The 20,299-nt window shown below is 44.1% G+C and carries 8 protein-coding genes; 4 read left to right on the forward strand and 4 right to left on the reverse strand.

Annotation, left to right across the window (positions count from 1 at the left end):
- Nucleotides 1–1,193: 1,193 nt before the first annotated feature.
- Nucleotides 1,194–2,123, forward strand: a complete 930-nt coding sequence (locus RDO37_RS04035; RefSeq protein ID WP_308498198.1) for an AEC family transporter — start codon at nt 1,194–1,196, stop codon at nt 2,121–2,123.
- A 356-nt stretch (nt 2,124–2,479) separates the two neighbouring features.
- Here RDO37_RS04035 and mfd read toward each other — a convergent pair whose 3' ends face one another.
- Nucleotides 2,480–6,484 carry a transcription-repair coupling factor gene (gene mfd, locus RDO37_RS04040; RefSeq protein WP_308498199.1) on the reverse strand — a complete coding sequence of 1,335 codons (4,005 nt, stop codon included), beginning with the start codon at nt 6,482–6,484 and terminating at the stop codon, nt 2,480–2,482.
- Between the two features lie 1,103 nt (nt 6,485–7,587).
- On the opposite strand from mfd, the gene RDO37_RS04045 reads away from it, so the two are divergent.
- From RDO37_RS04045 to RDO37_RS04055, 3 genes are all read left to right on the forward strand, one after another.
- The gene (locus tag RDO37_RS04045; protein WP_308498200.1) at nt 7,588–9,030 is read left to right on the forward strand and encodes a DUF6056 family protein; all 1,443 of its coding nucleotides are present in this window, start codon (nt 7,588–7,590) and stop codon (nt 9,028–9,030) included.
- A 343-nt stretch (nt 9,031–9,373) separates the two neighbouring features.
- A complete protein-coding gene (locus RDO37_RS04050) occupies nt 9,374–9,976 on the forward strand; it encodes a hypothetical protein (protein WP_308498201.1) in 603 nt (200 codons plus the stop codon).
- A gap of 357 nt (nt 9,977–10,333) precedes the next feature.
- Nucleotides 10,334–11,524 carry an iron-containing alcohol dehydrogenase gene (locus RDO37_RS04055; protein WP_027939640.1) on the forward strand — a complete coding sequence of 397 codons (1,191 nt, stop codon included), beginning with the start codon at nt 10,334–10,336 and terminating at the stop codon, nt 11,522–11,524.
- A 300-nt stretch (nt 11,525–11,824) separates the two neighbouring features.
- Here the strand turns inward: RDO37_RS04055 and RDO37_RS04060 are convergent, their stop codons facing one another.
- The 3 genes from RDO37_RS04060 to RDO37_RS04070 all read right to left on the reverse strand — a co-directional run bounded on the left by RDO37_RS04060 (nt 11,825) and on the right by RDO37_RS04070 (nt 19,525).
- Nucleotides 11,825–12,697: a DUF4253 domain-containing protein gene (locus tag RDO37_RS04060; RefSeq protein ID WP_303073774.1), complete on the reverse strand. Its 873-nt coding sequence runs from the start codon at nt 12,695–12,697 to the stop codon at nt 11,825–11,827.
- 298 nt (nt 12,698–12,995) lie between these two features.
- Nucleotides 12,996–15,560, reverse strand: coding sequence for an EAL domain-containing protein (locus RDO37_RS04065; RefSeq protein ID WP_308498202.1), 2,565 nt, complete (start codon nt 15,558–15,560; stop codon nt 12,996–12,998).
- Between the two features lie 1,307 nt (nt 15,561–16,867).
- Nucleotides 16,868–19,525, reverse strand: a complete 2,658-nt coding sequence (locus RDO37_RS04070) for an AI-2E family transporter (RefSeq protein WP_308498203.1) — start codon at nt 19,523–19,525, stop codon at nt 16,868–16,870.
- Nucleotides 19,526–20,299 lie beyond the last annotated feature (774 nt).

Raw genomic sequence — 20,299 nt, forward strand, 5'->3', positions numbered from 1 at the left:
AAAGCTCTTGGTAATAGGCTGTGGCTAAATCTTGAAAAATTAGCTCTTAATCTAGCTACTAAGACTAGCAATCTTAAGCAATTGCCTAATAAAAATGTGGCTCCATCGCTCATTTAAGACCTTTTAGGCATATAAAACTATAAGGTGAGCTTAAGGTTTACTCAGATTAGAAACTTGAGCATATCCACAGTGCTAAATCTCGGAATTATACCGCAGTTTTGCAGTCATAAAACTGTCAAATGAACTTTACAGCGCGAAAAAATATAGGTACTGAGTTTTGCTCGCGACACACGGGGCTAATTTTGAGCTTTACAAGTGCAAAACAACGAGACTCTTGTCCTCATTGCACAAATAGTTAGCACTAAACGTCCACGTAAATGATCTTTGCAGCCAAGTTAAGCGCAAACAAACAACGAAATAGCACCAACTTAACTTGCAAAAATGCAGTTATACAGAGCAACAGTTCCATGCTATAGCCCTGCAACAACAAGAACTAAGCTTGCAGCGCCAAGCTTCAAACTACAGCAACAAGCAATCATCTACAGCAGCAGTGCACGATAGCTAGAAGCGTACAGCTAGCTAAGCTCAGAGTGATAGCTCAAGCGCACAGCTACCTAAGCTTCGTGCAATAGCAAAAAGCTTATAGCTACCCAAGCTCCGTGTGATAGCTCAGGAGTACAGCCACATAAGCTGCGCTCAATTGCCAAAAGTATTGCAGCAGCTTCTTAAGAGTATTAGGAAAAACATAGCTAAGTCTTAGTTTGTCGGTATTTGCAAGAATTTTCAGTGCGGATATGGCAAAAGTGCAATACAAGACTAAGTGAAGATGGGGCGCTTTGTTTTTAGACAAGGCTATAAATAGCGCTTGTGGATATTTTGAGGGCTTGGATAGTGTACACAAAAGGGGCAGTGAAAAACTTTTTTTATTGCTTAGTGTACGGAAGCGTAAAATAGTGTAATGCACTTCACAAAAATTAAAATTATTAATGCGACTTGCAATAAGTTATCTTACTAACCATTGCCATCTTAAAAAGTACATGGCTGGTATCTTGGAACTTTCGTGGCAGGTGGCTTTAGTTTTAGTGATGTGGATGCCTAAGCTGCAGCAGATGCAAGTCTAGATACTAGCGCCATCTATTGCTGCAAGATATGGATGTTTTGCCGTTTTTAGTTTCCCTTGGATAGAAGATAGTATGGGATTTTTAGATACCTTAGGACAAATGGGTGTCCTATTTTTGATGGTAATCATTGGTTTTACTTGTCACAAACTCAAGCTGATGAACGATACTTTTGATCGCTCTTTGTCAGTACTGATTATCAACGTTACGGCACCGTGCATCATTCTCTCATCGGTCATGGGTGATACCTTACCAGGACGTGAGGAGATTTTGCCAGTCTTAATTTTAGGCACCTGTACCTTAGTTTTTATGCTCATCACGGGTATTATTTGTGCGAAGCTCTTACGCTCTAGTGAAGAGGGTATTTATCGTTTCATGTTTGCCTTTGGCAATATCAACTTTATTGGTCTGCCAGTAACATCGGCACTGTTTGGAACTTACGCGATTTTCTACATCTCGGTACTGACAATTCCATTTAACTTTTTCATCTTCCTCTTAGGCCAGCTCTTTATCTCAAGCTGCCGTAAGGATAAGAGTGACACAAAGGCTAAGATCGAATTAAATTGGCGTATGGTGCTCTCTCCAGCCCTGAGCGCAACTTATATAGTAATTGTGCTGGTGTTCTTTCAAATTCACACCCCAAAGATCATTGGTGAGGCTATCCATTTAGTAGGCTACATGACCATTCCTGCATCCTTGCTCGTAATTGGTTCTACTTTAGCTAATATCAAAGTCTTAGAAATGTTTGGCAATTGGCGCATTTACGTAATGAGTCTGCTAAAACTGCTGGCCATCCCAGCTTTAATCTGGGCAATTTACTCCATTTCACCTTTTGACAAGCGCTATACCGACGTCTTAGTTATTCTTTCAGCTATGCCGGTAGCTTCATACGGTACTATGATTTGCCTTAAAGAGAACATCGATCCAAAGACCATGTCTCAAGGCACCTTCATGAGTACCTTGCTCTCTATCATCACTATTCCGCTGCTCGCGCTTATTTTATAAAGAACCAAGCAGCAGCAATTAACTATTAGATGCTATTTAGCAATTAACAAAGAGGCCTTGCAAGATGCACGGCCTCATATTTTTGGGGGCACAGCACCTAAAATGGTGCCTGTCCAATCAAGACTTGTTTATTGAAAGCAGCGCCCGCCCAAAATTGCTGCTCCACAGCGCAGTGAGCTGCGCAAGCCAGGCCCATTTTGCCCTTGATCTTCGGCGTTGCCCTTGGTGGCCTAAGCCTTTTGAGGAGCTGCTCGGCGTGGCCGAATCCCTTTGAGGTGTAGCCTTTAGTGGCATTGGACTATTAGGCTTATGCCTTCGGGCTTCGGGCCTTGGCTTTTGGGCTGTTGTGCTTGTGCCTATTGGACCTTGGTGTTTAAGGTGCTGTGGGCATAGAAAGCGCGAAGCACCATTTCTAAAAGCTTCAGGCGAGGATGCTTGTCTGATTCTGGCAGGCTGTAGCGAATAGAGTCAGATTGAGTGATGCGGTACTCGCCATGCTTGGACTTTTGCACTAACTCAACGAGATAGGCAGGGTCTACCTTAAAGTTCTTTTCAAACTTGATAAGCGCACCAGTTGCATCACCACGAATCGCATTAATGCCAAGCTTAGTAGCAGTTTGCTTGAGTCTTGAGAGGATAAATAAATTCTCTGCCTCAGGTGGCAAGGTGCCAAATCTATCGACCAGCTCAATTTTTAGATTATCAAAGTCCTCGCTGCTCTTACATGAAGCAACACGCTTGTACATCGACAGACGGGTATTTACATCGCCGATGTAATCATCAGGGAAGAATGCAGCAATATGCATATCGATATCGCACTCATTGAGGCTAAGCTCGGTAAGAGTAGGCTCTCTACCCTCCTTAAGTGCATTAACCGCTGCATTTAGCATATCCATGTATAAAGAGAAGCCAATCGCGGTGATCTGACCTGACTGCTCTTCGCCTAAGAGCTCACCAGCACCACGAATTTCAAGATCGTGAGATGCCAAGATAAAGCCTGCGCCTAAGTCATCAATACCAGCAATAGCATCTAAACGACGCTTAGCATCGGCAGTGATGGCCTTTTGATTAGGCGTAAACATGTAGGCATAGGCCTGATGGTGTGAACGACCAACACGACCACGAATCTGATGGAGCTGTGCTAAGCCTAAAAGGTCGGCTCTATCGATAATGATGGTGTTAGCAGTCGGAATATCCAAACCGTTTTCTACAATGGTGGAGCATAAGAGCACATTAAAGCGCTGATGACAGAAGTCCTGCATAACACGCTGTAACTCTCGCTCATCCATTTGACCATGAGCAATTTCGATCTTGGCCTCAGGAACTAACTTTTGTAGCTCCTCAAGCTTCTTTTCCATGGTGGAGACTTCATTGTGCAGGTAGTAAACCTGACCACCACGTCTAAGCTCACGCATGATCGCCTCACGAGCAAGCTCTGCTGAGTCTTCATGCACAAAGGTCTTCACGGCCAAACGATGCTCTGGAGCGGTCGCAATAATCGACAGCTCTCGCATGCCCTCTAAGGCCATGTTTAAAGTACGTGGAATTGGGGTGGCAGTTAAGGTTAAAAGGTCTACCTCAGCACGCAGCGCCTTTAGCTTTTCCTTTTGGCGTACACCAAAGCGGTGCTCCTCATCGATGATGAGCAGACCTAAGTTTTTAAACTTAACGCGGCTTGAGAGCAGAGAGTGAGTACCAATAATGATATCCACCGCACCTTCTTCAACGCGCTTAATAGTCTCATTTTGCTGCTTAGTAGTCTTAAAGCGGCTGATAATATCAACATTAACTGCTGTAGTTCCAAAGCGCTCTTTAAAGTTTTGATAATGCTGTTCAGATAAGATGGTAGTAGGCGAGAGAATAGCTACTTGCTTGCCATTCATCACTGCTACAAACGCAGCACGCAGCGCTACCTCAGTCTTACCAAAGCCCACATCACCACAGATGAGACGATCCATAGCCACAGGCTTGCGCATGTCATTTAAAGTTTGCTCAATAGCCTTGTGCTGATCTTCAGTCTCCTCGTATGGGAAGTTAGAGACAAACTCATCATAGGCATGGCGATCGACCTTAAAGCTAAAGCCTTGGCGTAACTCACGCTGCGCATAGAGATCTAAAAGCTCTGCGGCGACGTCACGTACCTTTTGAGCAGCCTTGGCTTTCTTCTTAGACCAAGAGTCATTACCAAGCTTGGATAGCTGTGGATTTTCCTCTCCTGAGTAACGAGCAATTTTGTTGAGTGAGGTGATAGGCAAGAAGAGCTTATCGCCACCTTGATACTCAATACCAATAAACTCGCCCTTTACGCCATTGATAACTTCGGTCTTAAGACCACGGTAAATACCAATACCATGATCAATATGCACCACAAGCTCACCTTCACTAAGCTGAGCTAGGTTTTTGATAATGGTGTCCTGATCAATTTGCTGTGAACGACGATTACGCTTGCGTTGTCTTACTACCTTAAAGCCTAAAAGCTCGGTTTCAGTTAAAAACGCAATTGGGCAATCAAGACCTTCAATCTTAGAGATGACAACCTCAAGCTTAAAGCCTTGGGCAGCTGCAGCAGCTGCAAAGGCAGCCTCAGATGATTGGGCCTCATCTTTTGCCTTGGCCTTGCTACGGCTCTTGCGCTTTGGCTTCTCGTCAGTTGCAGCAGCGACAGAATCAGCGCCAATGCTAGCAGCGGCCGCCTCTTCAGCGCTTGCAGCACCTTGCACCAAAGATGCGTTATCAATGCTAAGCTCAGATACGGCTTGGCTCTGTAAATTGGAGCTTTCGGCTTTGGATGCAGCACTCTTGCGCTTACGCTTTGGCTTACTATCAGTATCTGAGATGTCTTCTTGTGTCTGAACTTCCTGATTGTGGTAGCTCATAGCTGTAGTTACAGCGGCTGTGGCTGCAGCTAAGGCGCAAACTTGCTCTTTAATCTGTGTGGTAGCGGCCTGTACACCGTGTTCAGATGTATCCAAGATGACGCCCTGATCAAATGGGGCAATGGTCATCATTAATGGATCTTTAGACTGGATAAAATCTGAAATGGATGAGGCTGCCTTGAGTCCGTAATCTTTAATTAAGGATTGAGGTAAGAGCTCATGTAAGTTTTGTCTACGACCTTCTGATAGAGCACTAATTAAGATACGACCGCCGCGCTTATTGCAAAACTCATCGACAAAGGCCACGAGCTTTGCTTTGCTATTGTGGTCATGACGATCAAAGGCAATATCCGGCACCTTAGTGCATGGGGCGTTAATAAACTCGCTGTTATATGACTGTACTTGATTGTCTTCACCATCTTTTGCCTGCTTGGCAATAGCACTTGGTTCAAAAGCTGGATCTTGGCGCAAGGTAATATGCTTGCGGTTTTGAATCTGAGTGATGATCTCAAGTGGAGTTAAGAAGACATCGTAAACTGGCAGTGATGGGTGATCGACATCGTGACAGATTTGGTAGGCACGTTGATGTAAGGTTTTGTCATAGTCAAAGATAGCCTTTTCAAAGTCACCTGTGAGTACTAAGGCACTGTCTTTACTGATGTAATCAAAGAAAGTAGCAGTCTTATCAAAGAACAATGGCAGATAGTATTCAATGCCAGCTGGTATAGTGCCTTTAGACACCATTTGATATACAGGATGATGGGAGATATTGCCATTGGTAAAGGCATTACGGTAATTGGTTCTAAAGGTAGAGATGCTCTCTTCAGTTACCGGAAATTCATTGGCTGGCAAGATCTTAATGGAGTCTACTTTCTTTTGGCTACGCTGAGTTTGCACGTCAAAGTAGGAAATACTTTCGATCTCATCAAACTCAAAGTTGATGCGCAATGGAGCCTCAAGGCCCATTGGGTACACATCTAAGATATCGCCACGGGTAGCAATCTCACCAGGTGAGAGTACTTGTTGTACATGTAAATAGCCGCGCTCGACGAGCATATTACGCATGTAAGTAAAGTCTTTAGCATCGCCTACTTTAAAGTTAAAAGCGTTTTGCACCATGAACTCTACAGGAGCAAGTCTTTGGGCAATAGCATGCAGTGAGGTAATGACAATACCTTTTGTAAGACCGATTGCACGGGAGAGAAAGTCGATACGGGAGGAGATGATGTCCTGATGTGGGGACATAACATCGTATGGCAAGGTCTCGTAATCACGAAAGATAGTGACTTCATCATTAGCACACAGATACTTAAGCTCGTTTTCTAAACGTGCTGCATCAACTGTATCTGAGCAGATGACAACTAAAGGATGCTCACATTGCTCCTTTAGCGCAGCAATCTCAAGTGCCTGAGCACAACCACTGAGGTTGCCAAGCACGGTGCCTTTCTTACTTAGTGAACCACTGAGTAATTGTTTTGTTTGCATTATCCCTGTCCGTATCTTACCTGACCAATGCCCATTAAGGTTCCATCAAGCCCAAGCCCAAGCCCAAGCCCAAGCGCAAGCCAAAGCTCAAGCTCAGCTCAAGTGCATGCTCGAGCTTAAGAGTATTCTCATGCTCATGCTAAGAGCAATTTAATCTAGAGAGTAAAGTGCTTTCTACACTCAAGGCTACTTCATGCATTAAGAGGACTACGCTTATTGCACGTGACCGAGTGACAACTACTATGATTGCCAATTAGCAAGTGCAGCCTAAGCCATGCTGAGTGGTCAGCTAAAACTCTTAGGCATAGCAAAGCCTCCAGTGCAGACTTATCTGCCTAGATTATGGGCGTCAAATATTATAAGGATTTTTGATCCTCTGTGCTCACAAAGTGCACTCAAAAGGACAAAAGGCCTAATATATCGCCTCCAGGGCGGCTGCCTGTGAAGATGCTTTCGTCTGTACTCTGCCTAAGAGGCATGCGTAAGTCGCATCGCCTAAGCGTGTTACGAAAATAGGTTAACCTTGATACGCAGGAACCCCATGGGCTTGCCCATGGGAGTTGGTCAGATAAGGACTGTCCTTTTGCGTGGTCTAGATTAGATGCTACTTACCATTTTGATGTTATTTTGCTCATCATTAAGGTGCTTATAACTGCCAATAGCTGGTAAAAAGCGTGTTTGTACGCACTTAAAATGGGCATATCTTTACCACAATGAGTGTAAGCTACATTGGGCTGAGCGTTGTTTTGTATAATCACGGCTTCATTAGCACCATAGGATTTTAAGTGCTTTGGCTTTAAAGTATGTGGTGCCGTACGAACTAGAAATTTTTTAGGTGGTATATGTAGACACGCTTTGGCTAATTTAGAGCAAAGTTTGTTGTGTTCTAATACCATCTTACAGTAATGTCAGTCGTTGATTCGTGACTGAACATAGTTAACTTGCCTTGTTGTGAGCTCAATAGCTCGGTAGGACGTCCAAAGGTTTTGTGCAGAGTTAAAGATGGTTAAGCATTAAAAGCTTAGGCTCAAGCGCTTGTATGAGCTTATCTTAAATTCTGTGGTGGCGTTCAGTGCCTAAATTTAGGCAGAGGTTTTTTGCAAATGCAGTTCTCTCCACGCTCTTATTGCTACTTGTTGCTGTGGTTTGGCATCATCGCGATGATCTCAAACCTCACACCATATTTTGCCAATGACTTCCGCTATATGATGATTCAGGGTACTCAGGATCCTGTTACTTCATTTGCAGATATCGTTCTCTCTCAGTATCGCCACTACTTTGAGTGGGGCGGTAGATCTGTAGCTCACGTCATTGCCCAAACTCTGCTGTGGTGGGGTAAACCAGCTTCAGCTGTTGCTCAGGCTTTATGCTATGTAACCTTAGTGCTGTTTATCTACTTTAATGCTTTTGGCATTCGTCCAACTCTGCACTTACGTGCCATGCCATTATTCGTCATCACCTTATTCTTGTTCTTACAGCTCAGAGTGTATGGCGAGGTGGTATTTAACATCGTAAGTTCTGCAAACTATTTGTGGACTACCACTTTAGTGCTGATCTTCTTATTGCCATACCGTATTTCTATGGCCCGTGAGATCACCGCTCGTCCTTACTTGCTGTGGCCATTTATGTTTATCTTTGGTGTCATTGCAGGTTGGACCAATGAAAACACCGCAGCTGCAGTTGCCACAAGCTTAGGTTTATATCTCTTATGGTGCCTCAAAAACGGTAAGCTCAAGCTCTGGCAAAGCATCGGCTATGCTGGTTTCTTAATTGGCTTTGCTCTACTTATCTTTGCTCCTGGCAATCAAGCTAGACTTGATAGCATGGAGGAGCATGGCTTTGATGCTGTAGAACATAGTATCGGCGCTATTGATATCTTCTTTGAGTCACTCCTTGTGTGCTCACTGCTCATCATCAGTGTTATCTTCTTGCGTCAAAAGGTTAGATCTAAGCTCTTACATATGAGCTATCCAGTCTATTACAACGCTGGAATGTGGTTTGCCTATACTGGTTTATTCTCACTGTTCTTGATGATCTTTGCGCCAAACTTTCCTGCTAGAGCCGCTACACCATTTACCATCTTTATGATTGTGGCTTTAGTGGCCTTAAGTAAGCCACTCCTTGAGAGAGACAAAGATCTCTTTAGACCAAAGGTTAAGGCACTGCTGATCACTGTGCCTACTATCTTTATGCTTTGTGCCCTTGGCAATGCCCTGTGGTGCACTATCACTTTGAACAATGACCAAAAGCTCAGAACTCAAGAGCTCATTACTCAGATTGATGAGGGTAAGAAAGACATTACCTTATCCCCAATGCATGTCTACACTTACAAATATGTCTATGTTGCTGATGTAAGAGCTAATCCTCAGTATTGGACTAATAAGATCATCACCAAGTATCTTGAGGTTAACTCCGTAGTTAGAAACTGCGACTATGCACGTCCTGGCTGGCAAAGTGACTTCATCTTATTTGGTCGCATCAGAAGTGATAGCGAGTGCGTATTAAACCCAAAGACTGGTGATGACGTACCTGTAGCTCACAAATAAGCCCATGCACTCAAGGCCTATGCCTTAAGCAAACAAGAGTGCATCCTTCTAGCTAGCGCCCATGCGGCGCTAGCTTCACAACCCACCAAAAATCAGCGCTTTTTGCCATCCCCCATCAGCGCTTTCAATGCCACTCGCAATTGGCGCAATCTTAAGCTTCCAAAGTTTCTATTAAATCAATCCACTTACGCCATCGCATCACATCAAGCCAAGAGCTTTTGAGAGAACTTCAAATATTTTGCATTACGTATCTAAGTACTAGCGAGGCTATGCTCATTTGACAAAAAGAGCGAGGTCTTGAATATAATCTTAGATTATTGAGGCAGGACATAAGGATGGGGCAATGGTTACGCGCTATACAGATAAGGGCTATTTTACTTACACCGCCAATAGTGCCTCAGATCAAGGCATTGAGGTTAAATGCCCACAGTGTGGCAAATTAGCCATAGTCAAAATGGCCGATGGCGAAGCAAGCTGTAGCTGCACCCACTGTAATTTTAGGCTGCAAAAAGATCTTCGAGCAGCAATCTACTCAGTAAAGCTCAACTGCTCTGAGTGTCAGCGCTACTTTAGATGCGAGATTGATGATCCTCAGCAGCAGCACTTTAAGATCTTAAATGTAACTTGTCCGCATTGTGGTGCTATCAATCAAGGCCCAGTGCAAAAGACCATTGAGCCATATGGCTATATCTACAAATTTTTAGAAGATGGAAGTGAGCCATACTTTGGCTACAAGCTGTGGTATCAGACCTCCTATCAAGGCAAGCTCATTTGGGCCATAAACCGTAGCCATCTTATCTACCTCATTGATTATTTGAGCGCGGATCTTAGACAAAAGCCATATACATACCCAATGCGTACGCAAGCAGATCACCTGCCCACCTTCATTAAGACAGCAAAGAATCGCGATCGCATCGTCACCTTACTAAAGCGCCTGCTTGCCTAGCCAAATCCCAGCTAAGATGCTTCATGGCCGTCTTTGACTAAAGCCCAATTAAGATGCTTCATGCCCGTCTTTGGCTAAAGTCCAATTAAGATGCCTCATGCCCGTCTTTGGCTAAAGCCACATTAAGATGCCTCTTGCTATCTTTTGCAAAGATCAGGTTTGGTTATAGGATTTGCTGGCGGCATTGGTCGGAAACGGCGTAAGTTTGGCTTTTAGTCAGTTTTTACGCAAAACATAGCAAGTTTGCCAATGAGACTGTTATTATTAAGGCACTAGATGGACTAAGGGCACTTAATCAAGGAGCTAAGGTACTACAAGCTTTGCTGTGATTGGGGCTTAACTACAGGATAGAGCGCTATGGAGAACTTTGATTTTTACCGTCCCACTGCTTATTACTTTGGTAATGATCGAGAAAGAGAGACGGGCTCAATTATTCGCAATTTAGGTTGTTCCAAAGTCTTTGTTATTTATGGCTGCGGTAGTGCTGTACGCTCAGGCCTCATTGGTCGTGTGGAGGAAAATCTTGCAAGTGCAGGATTAAATTACGTGACAGCTGGTGGTGTAGTGCCAAATCCACGTGCTGATTTAGTCTATGAGCTTATCGAGCGCGGTAGAGCTGAAAATGTCGACTTTGTGTTAGCTGTTGGTGGCGGATCAGTGATTGATACAGCTAAGGCTGTTGCCATTGGTATCGTCAATGAAGGTGACTTTTACGACTTTTGGCTGCACACCCGCGAGCCTAATGGTGCCTTGGGTGTTGGTGTGATTTTAACTATTCCGGCAGCTGGCTCAGAAGGCTCTTCAAGCTCCGTTATCCAAAAGGAAACTCCTTCAGGCTTTATTAAGGCTGGTTTAACCTCACCTTACAATGTGCCAGTCTTTGCCATCATGAATCCGGAGCTGACTAAGTCACTGCCAGCGTATCAAACTGCCTGTGGTGCTGTGGATATGATGGCTCACGTGATGGAGAGATACTTTACTAATACCACTGATGTCTCCATTACTGACCGCTTATGTGAGGCAGTAATGTGCTCTATTGTGGAGACAGTGCCACGTGTTATTCGAGAGCCAATGAATTATGAGGCACGCGCTAACTTAATGTGGGCTGGTACCTTAGCTCACAATGACATTTGCGGTGTAGGTCGTGAGCAAGATTGGGCCTCACATGCCCTCGAGCATCAGTTATCGGCTATTTATGATGTGGCCCATGGTGCCGGTTTAGCAGTTATCTTCCCAGCGTGGATGGAATTTGTTATGCCGCACAATCCAATGCGCTTTGCTCAATTTGCCTCACGTGTCTTTGGTATTAGCATGGATTTTGAGGATCCTAAGCGCACAGCCAAGGCTGGTATTTATGCTCTCAGATCTTTCTTTAAGTCTATCGGCATGCCAGTTAACTTTGAGGAGATTGGTGCAAAAGAAGAGGATATCCCACATATGCTCAAGCTGCTTTCTCAAGCTAAAAAGAGTGTGGGTAAGTTTGTCTCTTTAACTCCTGACGATTGCGAAGTTATCTACCACCTCGCCGCCAACTACGACGGCCACTAGACCGCCACTAAATGCCATATGCAAACCAAGCCAAGCCAAACTAAGCCAAGAGCATTGACTCGAGCTTCATGCATGTTGATGTGAGCTTCATGTATGTTGATTCGGGTTTCATGCATGCTTACTTGAGCTTCATGCATGTTGATGTGAGCTTTATGCATGCTCAGGATGCGCAAACGAAAAGCACGCATAGCGAACTATGGTAGTGCTAGGCAGCGTTTGTTTCTGTATTAGCTACGCCACGCCGTGCATTTAACTATGTGCGGGCGTGGAGCAATTAACAGGATGCCTTTAGTTCTAACTTTAGTTGTTCTGTCCGTAGAGGCGCTGCAGCTGTTTGGTGGTGTAGGCAAACTCTTTGTGGGTTTGAGAGGTTTGCTTGATAGCAGGGGCTTTGTTCTTTGGCTTGTGCTCGGTTAGGTATGGCCACACAAAGTACCAAATGCTCGAGTTAATTAAAGTACCTGCATAAGAGCCAATGGTGCCAAAGTCCTCAAACATTCTTGGATAAAGTGGGCAATGCTCAAAGGCTGCACCCATCGCCTCATGTTCGGAGGTAATTGGCTTTAAGACTTTAAACTCGAGCTCATTGCTAGTCATGGCTACAGGTACGGCTTGATATCTTTCGTACATGTATTTGCTAATGGACATGAGCTCAGTATTGCTAGGACATATGCCCCAATCTCCCATCGGCAGATAGGCAAAGATCTGCCAAGGATAGCGTACGGGCACTTTTACGATGAAGACGCCATTAAAGGAGATGTCTTCAAGTGCATTGATGTTATTGCTTGGTCCTTCGTAAGCCTCTTCAAAATCACCCACCACTTTTTTGATATTGACGCCAGACTCAACTAACTGCTCGTTTAGCGAATCTAAGCGCTTTTCTAGAATATCCTTGCCATCCATTAGCTCGGCATGCAGCATGGCTGTTCTGAACTTGCGTAATGAAAAGATGTTGAACTTATCATTTTCGTCTTTGCAATTGTCTTTAAAAGTCTCTAATAAAGGCTCATCAGGTACAACGATAATAGGCGTGTAGCCTTGTTGCTTACCATCGCGCATGCAATAGAGAAGACGATTTAGCACAATATCAGGTGAGGTATATTCAGCAAAGTACTCATAGCCACAGTCAAAAAACAGGGCCATAGATTGCCTAATCTCAATAAGTCTTTCCATAACAAGTCCTCAAGCATGATAAGAACTTTGGTGTTTTTTCAGCTCGCAATGCTCATTATAAGCAAGTATTACTCATTGTGTTTAGATTATTGTGCAAAGGCTTAATTACGCTTGCGTATTTGTGAAATAGACATAGCTTTGATTAGCAAAGTACAACAATAAGTTAAGTTATGTCTATCTAGAAACAACAAAGCCTAACTAAAAGTTAGGCTTTGAAAAACATTTGTAGCGCTTAGCGGTTAATTGCTCCTATCTTTAGCTCGACCGAGAAAGTCTCCATAAAGCTTAGGAGCGGGCGCTATTTTGCGCTATCGGTAGATTCTGCGCCCGTAGCATTGCTTGGAGCTGCACTGTTACTATCCTTTGCCTCAGCAGCCTTGCTATCAGATACATTGGCATTATCAGCTGCATTGGCATTATCAGCTGCATGGTCCTTGTTGCCTGCAGCTTCGGCGTTATTTGTCTTTGCTGCATTGGCCTTATCGGCGTTTGCAGCTGCTGTTGCGCTAGCGGCTGCGCTGTAGGCAGATATTCTAGAGCTTGGGAGCTCACCAATTGGACGAGTTGGCTTGTAGGTTGCCTTTGGACGAGAGCCCTCTGGGAGAATGTACTTACGATCAAAGTCATCTGCAGGGATTGGTCGATCGTAGTAGTAACCCTGAGCTAAGTCGCAATCGATAGTCTTTAAGAACTCAACATCCTCGTTACGCTCGACGCCCTCAACTACGGTACGAATACCAAGCTCTTTTGCAAGTCTTGAGAGCACACGTAAGATCATGTGGTTCTTTTCGATTTGCTCTGGATCGTGGGCGAGCATGAACTCGCGGTCAAACTTAATCTCATCAAGGTCTAAGCCAGCGATGATGTTAAGTGAGGAGTAGCCTGAACCAAAGTCATCAAGAGCGATAGAAAGACCAAGCTTTTTAAGCTCGTTAATGTGGTTATTAAGCTCATTAACCTTGTAAGTAGCTAAGTCCTCTAAAACCTCAATCATGAGGTACTTTGGAGGAATGTCGTACTTATCAATGATTTGCTTGAGCTGCTCTTTATAGCCCTTCTTGAAGAAGAGGAGCTTAGTTTGGTTAATCGATAAGTAGATAGGCTCAATACCGCGATCAAGATAAGATCTAATACGTGCACAAGCCTTATCAAACATGTATAAGTCAAGCTCAGTACAGAAACCATTGGCCTCAAACAGAGGAATGAAGTCATTTGGATAAACAATGGTATCTGACTCAGAGATCCAACGTACTAAGGCCTCTGCAGCGTAGATCTTGCCAGTCTTAAGGTCGATCTTAGGCTGTAAGAAGAGCTTAAACTCCTCGTTTTCTAAAGCTGCACGCATGCTCTTTTCGATGCTATGTAAGAAAGCTTCTTTCTTATAGGCATTCTCGTCATAGAAGCGAATAGCATGAGTATAGGTCTTGTTAATCTGCTTGCGAGCAAACTCAGAGCGAGCCACTACTTTATCTGGGTTAAGATCATGGTGTGCAAAAGCAACACCTGCACACATAACGATTGGGATAGAGGAGATCTCAGCGTTAATGCGTTGTGTGCAAATGTTGATAAGCTTGATAAGTTCTGCGTTAAGTTTGTCTTGCTCCTTGATCTTATAGACGAGATAGAACTGATCTTTCTCATGGTGGCAGAACATAATGAGCTTGGAGCTGTCCTGCTCTCTAAAAATATTGGCAATAGTGCGCAGCAAGTCATCAGAGCTCTTTTCACCGAGCATATCCTGCATGTAGCTAAAGTCTTGCATCGACAAGGATACTACTGCGTACTTAATCTCTGGAGATTCCTTGTAGTCAAGGTTGGCAAACTCAAGTAAGAATTTATTGTAGTTATAAGCATCGGTCACTGGATCATAGTGAGCGATCAACAGCTGAGTCTTGTAGCTGCTCTTCATATTGATAAAGAGATAGATGGCAATGAAGCAGCACACAGTGAAGATGATAACGATGCTAACAATTAAGAAGCTTAAAGATTGGAAGTAAGGGCTGTGCTTTACCTCTGCAGAGCTAATAGTACCTAAATACCAATCGGCAAAATCAAGTGGAGTTAAGGTTACGTTGTATTTTAAGCCATTGATATTGGTGGTAAATGAAGTTGGGGTAGTAGATACTAGGCCAACACGAATCTTATCAATAGCATTACGAGTAAATCCCTTGAAATCAGTGACGTTATGCAGATCGCGCGGGATGACCTCATTAACACCGCTTGAGAAGATAAAGCCTGAAGCGGTAGTTAAGAAGGAGTCGATATCAGGGTTAGTAACAGAAATTTGTTCTAAGTTGGCATCAAAGGTAACCTGGCTTACAGCACCAGAGAGCGCACCGATAACGCGACCATCATTGGCAAAGACAGGAGCCACATAAGTAATCATGTCCTGACCGATGGTTGGTGAGAAGTATGGGGATGAAACGGTGCTTTGACCAAGCCAAGCGGTGGAGATAGCAAGCTTTACCTGTGGTGGTAAGTTCTTGTACGCAGTGTCGGTCTTGACGCCGGAAATAGAAACTTGCTCGCAGGTACCATCAAGATTCCAAAAGCCTACTACATCAAATGGAATGTTTTCTTTGCCCACAGCAGAGTAGGTCTTGGTGATGTCATCAGACTTCTTAGTGAACATGGCCAAAGTACGCAAAGCTCTGAGCTCGCCCATTGCCTTACGCTTAATGGTAATCGCAAACTCTGACTGCGTGGCCTTGAGTTCTGAGTCGTTGGCAGAAGTGTAAACATAAGACACAACTTTAAAAGTGGCGAAGGCAAACAGAGACAAGATAACTAAAGATGCAAAAGAGATAATTGCAACCTTGCGTAATCCCTGCTTGAGCTTAATTTCACTAATATAGCTAGCCATTGTGACATCCTTGTGTTTTAAGATGCTTGATCTAGATGACCATCTCTAGTGATCTATGGTTAGGCCTTATGCCACATTTCGCCATTCTTAAGAGAGCTACGTATTGCAATTGCTCAAGAGAGGCGATGATGGCCTTGTATAGCGCTAATTAGCCATAAAGCCTGTGTGCATCTGCATGCTATTGCCACTCAGTAAAGTACTAGCAACAGCATCAACAGCCACGATAGCCTTTAGCATCAGCATCGAGTGATGTTAAGTAACAAAGACATACCATCACAAGACCAATAGATCCTAGATAAAATTTTTTCAATTAACCGCAGTGGCGGTATTGCAAACTTACTTACTGTGACCAAGCCTTAGCCTAGGCACACTAAAACAACATTAAGTTGAGAGTTGAGCTTATGAGGCCCACTCAAAAATCTTACTGAGGCCACTTATTAAACAGCGGCATTCAATCAAGCTATCTATACTTCAAGCAGCAGGCGTAACATAGAGCGCTGCGAACGGTTCTAAAAATAGCTTTAACCATCCTTGGCTGTACTCATCAAGTAATGCAACCTCAGCTCTTTGCATTAACGTAACAATCTTATACAGACTGTAGTTATAAACTTGATGGGCTAACTAAAGTAGCTTTAGGTACTTATCCATGTACCTAAATTGAACTTACAAACTAAGCTAAAACTGTTATGGCCAGAGTATGTTTTACGTAGTACGTAAAGAAAATGCCACACTTTGCCAAGCGCCCTGAACGGCACTTTGTCTAGCGCCATGAACAGATGGGCCGATAGATATTAGTGCTTCATTTATAAGTTGCCGTAACTTATGTAGATTTAAATTGGCAAACATTAGAGCAGGTACGCATAAGCGTGCTCAACTTTTGGGCCTTGTACTAAAACTACACAGTACTTAATAGTGCATGATACTTGTGTGATGGTCACGATGAAACACTTTAGCGCTTTTGTTTGTCATCTAGATATCAAAAATGAGATGTTTGACAATCTTAATTCCAACTTTTTTGCATAGATGTTAAGAAAACCAACGCTTTTTGACCTATCACAGTGCAATGACTTAAGGTCACGTCAAATCTACACTTTTGACCACTTAGTGCACTTTTTCAAACCATAACCGCTGCAACACTTTGCAGTCATTTAACGAAGTTCTGCACAAGCATGCCCATAGGCCGATGATATTTGGCAGCGGCAAATACGACAAAGGCAGCGTTTAATGCGCTGCCTTTGGGGTTGATGCAGCCTTGGCTGCATGCATAGCTTTAGGCTTGCGGCCTAAAGAAAAGAGCTTTTTATGTCTTAGCGATGATGCGGACGCTTCTTGCTAGGACGTCTACGTGGTTCGGCCTTTACTGTGCCCTTAGCTGTGTACATGGACACGAGCTGAGTGCGCAGCTGTGGGCGACGACTAGAGCCGTTGCCACCATAGTTATGAGCCACAACGGTCTCAAACATTGGCATGTCATACTCGCTACGACGTGAAGCAGAGCGTGCGTAATAGTCATCGACAGAGTTTACGCGGCGATTATTGCGTGATGACTTAGCCTTGCCCTTTGGGGCGTCTTTAGCGCTTTGCTTGCGCTCATTAGTACGCTTTTGAGTACTAGTCTTCTTGTCATTGCGAGATGAAGAGGCATTAGCTCCTTCTTCCTTATTGCGCTGACGACGGCTTTGGCGATCGCTATGGCGTGAAGAGTTTGACTCAGCCTTAGTGCTTGAAGAACCTTGAGTATGGTAAGGATCTAACTTAGCACTGTCTGAAGCAGAGGCGCTGACATTGTCGCTATTGGAAGATTTGCGCTCAGGATTATCCTGGCGCTTGCTATCTAAGCCCTTGCGCTTATCTTTTGAGCTCTTAGATGACTTTGCCTCAGTTTCATCGGTACGGCTATGCTTGATAGGCTCGCCATATACTGAATCTTCAGTGCGCTTATTACGATTATGACGCTTAGCAATAGCAGCCTTGGTCTCATCGGTTAAGTAGTCATCTTTGAACAGATCGCTAGTGCCTGCATACTGCATGCTGCCTTCGATATCGTCAAACTTATCAAAGGAGCCAATGGCATCAGAGATAGCGCGAGCCACTAAAGTACGGCCAGCATTATCAAGATGCTCATTACGCTCATTAAAGCGCTCAGCAAGGTTTACGGCAGGGCGGCTCTCATTAGACAGTACTTCACGAGCCATCTGACGCTCCATAGCCTTTTGCTCTTCAGCTGCACGTAACTTGGCAGCCTCGCGCTTTTGATGCTTAGCATCGGCCTTGGCGCTCCTAAAGTCATTTTTATTAGCGGCATTCTTGGATGCAGTAGCATCTTTTACAGCAGTAGCATCTTTTGTAGCAGCTAAGTTATTTGCATTGTCTGCAGCTGATGCCTTGGCATTAGCAGTAGAGCTAGTGTTGGCTGCAACGTTCTTGTCTTGACTCGAAGAGCTCTTGCGTAAGTCCTTTGACTTGTTGTCCTGAGACTTTAAATCCTGAGACTTTAATTCCTTAGATTTTAAATCCTTAGACTTGGCACCGTCAGCGGACTTAGTCTCGTTAAAGGTCTTGTCTTGAGACTTCTCTTTAAGTGCTGAGCTTGCCTTAGAGCGTGAGTCGCGAGGTAACTTGCCGTCAGATGCAAGCTTATTATCCTGGAGGTCGCGCTTTTTGACGTTATCCTTGAGCGTACGCTTGCTGTCGTTATCCTTGAGATCACGCTTGGTGTCGTTATCCTTGAGCGTACGCTTGCTTGCGCTATCTTTTAGCGGAGCAGCATTGTCATTTTTAGCCTGGGCACGGTTCATCATTTTGCCTAAAAGGCCAAATCCCCTGACGTCTTCTTCCTGACTTGGGCGCTTCTTTTGAGCCTCAAGCTTGTTTTGCGGAGCATTAGGATTGGCGTTCTTTAAGGCCCACTTATCTTGGCGTGAATTTGCTCTAGAGTTTGAGCCCTTCTCTTCATTAGCGTACTCGCAAGTGATGTACTGCTTAATGAACATCTCTAAGAAGAGTAAGAACATTGCAACTAAGAGCGGGCCAAAGATAAGTCCCATGAAGCCGAACAGTGGCAAACCAGCAATAACACCAAAGATGGTGACTAATGGGTGGGTGTCAGCCATGCGCTTTTGCACAATCATGCGCAGCACATTATCAGACTGAGAGATCACCACAATACCGTATAAGGAAATATAGAGGGCAGGGAGCATGCCTTGCTCAAAGTACTGCACAATGGCCAGAGGAATCCACACTAACATGGAGCCCACGATTGGGATCATGGAAGCAAAGCCAGTGAGCACACCAAATTCAATTGGATTGTTCACGCCACAAATATAGTAGCCAACTGCAGCTACTGTGCCCTGAATCATGGCAAGCAGCGGAATACCGATGGCGTTGGACTTTACGATGGTAGATACCTTGTTAATGACAATAGTCTTGTTACGGTCATTAAAAGGTAAGCAGCGAGCAATACCGCGCTCCATACGGATACCGCCTGCAAGCAAGAAGAATAAGATGAGCAGAGCGGTGAACAGATTGATAGCTGCGTCATTGATGCCTGCTACCAAGGAGTTCATAAAAGCTGTTACCTTTGCAGTAGCAAAGGCAATGCTCTTTTCAGAAACCAAGTCAAGCTTGGTAGTGCTCTCAAGGTACTTAATCGTATCAGCAAAGCGCTTCATCACAACATTGATATCAAAATCAAGATTGTTGATAAGTTCAATGATGTACCAAATGGCAGCGGAGAAAGGTAGTACCACGAAGACTGCTACCGCAATGGTCAAAATCCATGGAGCAAGTCCAGGAGATAGGCGGTTAGCAAGATAGATATTAGTACGGCGCAACAGAATATAGAGGGTAATTGCACCTAAGGTACCGTTTAGAAAAGGCATTGCCTGTACAAATAACAGACCGCCTAAGATGAGCAGTAATCCAATTAAGGTCCACTCAAAAATGAGTTCGCGATTGTGGCTCAAGATCAGCCTCTAAGAGCTTGTCATTCACATTAAAACCCGCATCAGCCAGATGCCGTTACTGATCTTATACGCCCCAAAACATTAAAGTAACCAAATTATCTAAGCATCGCTAGACCAAGTACTTAATAGCATTAGCGCCACTTAACATGGCCATGAACAACAACTCATGATGGCATCATAAGCTAGCTTTAGTAAATAGCCAAGACACCAACTGCAGCGCTATAAAGCTTGTAGCAATCTAGCGTGGCATAGCGCTATAAACTTGGTCTAAACAAGCCATTTTCCACCCTTAAGAGTGCTCAAATTAAAGCTAGAGCTCTGTGGTGGCAAAGACCAAACTAGCTGTGGCTAAGCCCAGACTAGCAGGTACTAAGACCAAACTAGCAGGGACTACACCCAGACTAGCAGGAACTAAGCCCAGACTAGCAGGGACTACGCCCATGCTTATATCAAGCAGTTAAGCATGTGAGCAATTTAAACTTGCAAAGCGCAAACTAAAAAGCTGCTTGATATAGCCATCTCCTTGCACAAAAAAGCTTGTACAAGCAGTGGCGATACTCATTTTGGTCATTACAAAAAGCAATGGCCAAGATTTGGTTTTAGCAAGATGCCATTTTTATGGCGATCTTGCCTAATTCTTTAATGTTTTATAACTACTGTACTTACTAAACTTACACTGCAGCACTCCTAGCAAAACTATGTATAGCTTTGCTAGTTTCTATAGCACTAGTTAGCAAATTGCCAGTAGTGCTAGCTAAGCTATCAGTGATAAAC

Source organism: uncultured Anaerobiospirillum sp. (assembly GCF_902485895.1).
GTDB classification, from domain to species: domain Bacteria; phylum Pseudomonadota; class Gammaproteobacteria; order Enterobacterales; family Succinivibrionaceae; genus Anaerobiospirillum; species Anaerobiospirillum succiniciproducens.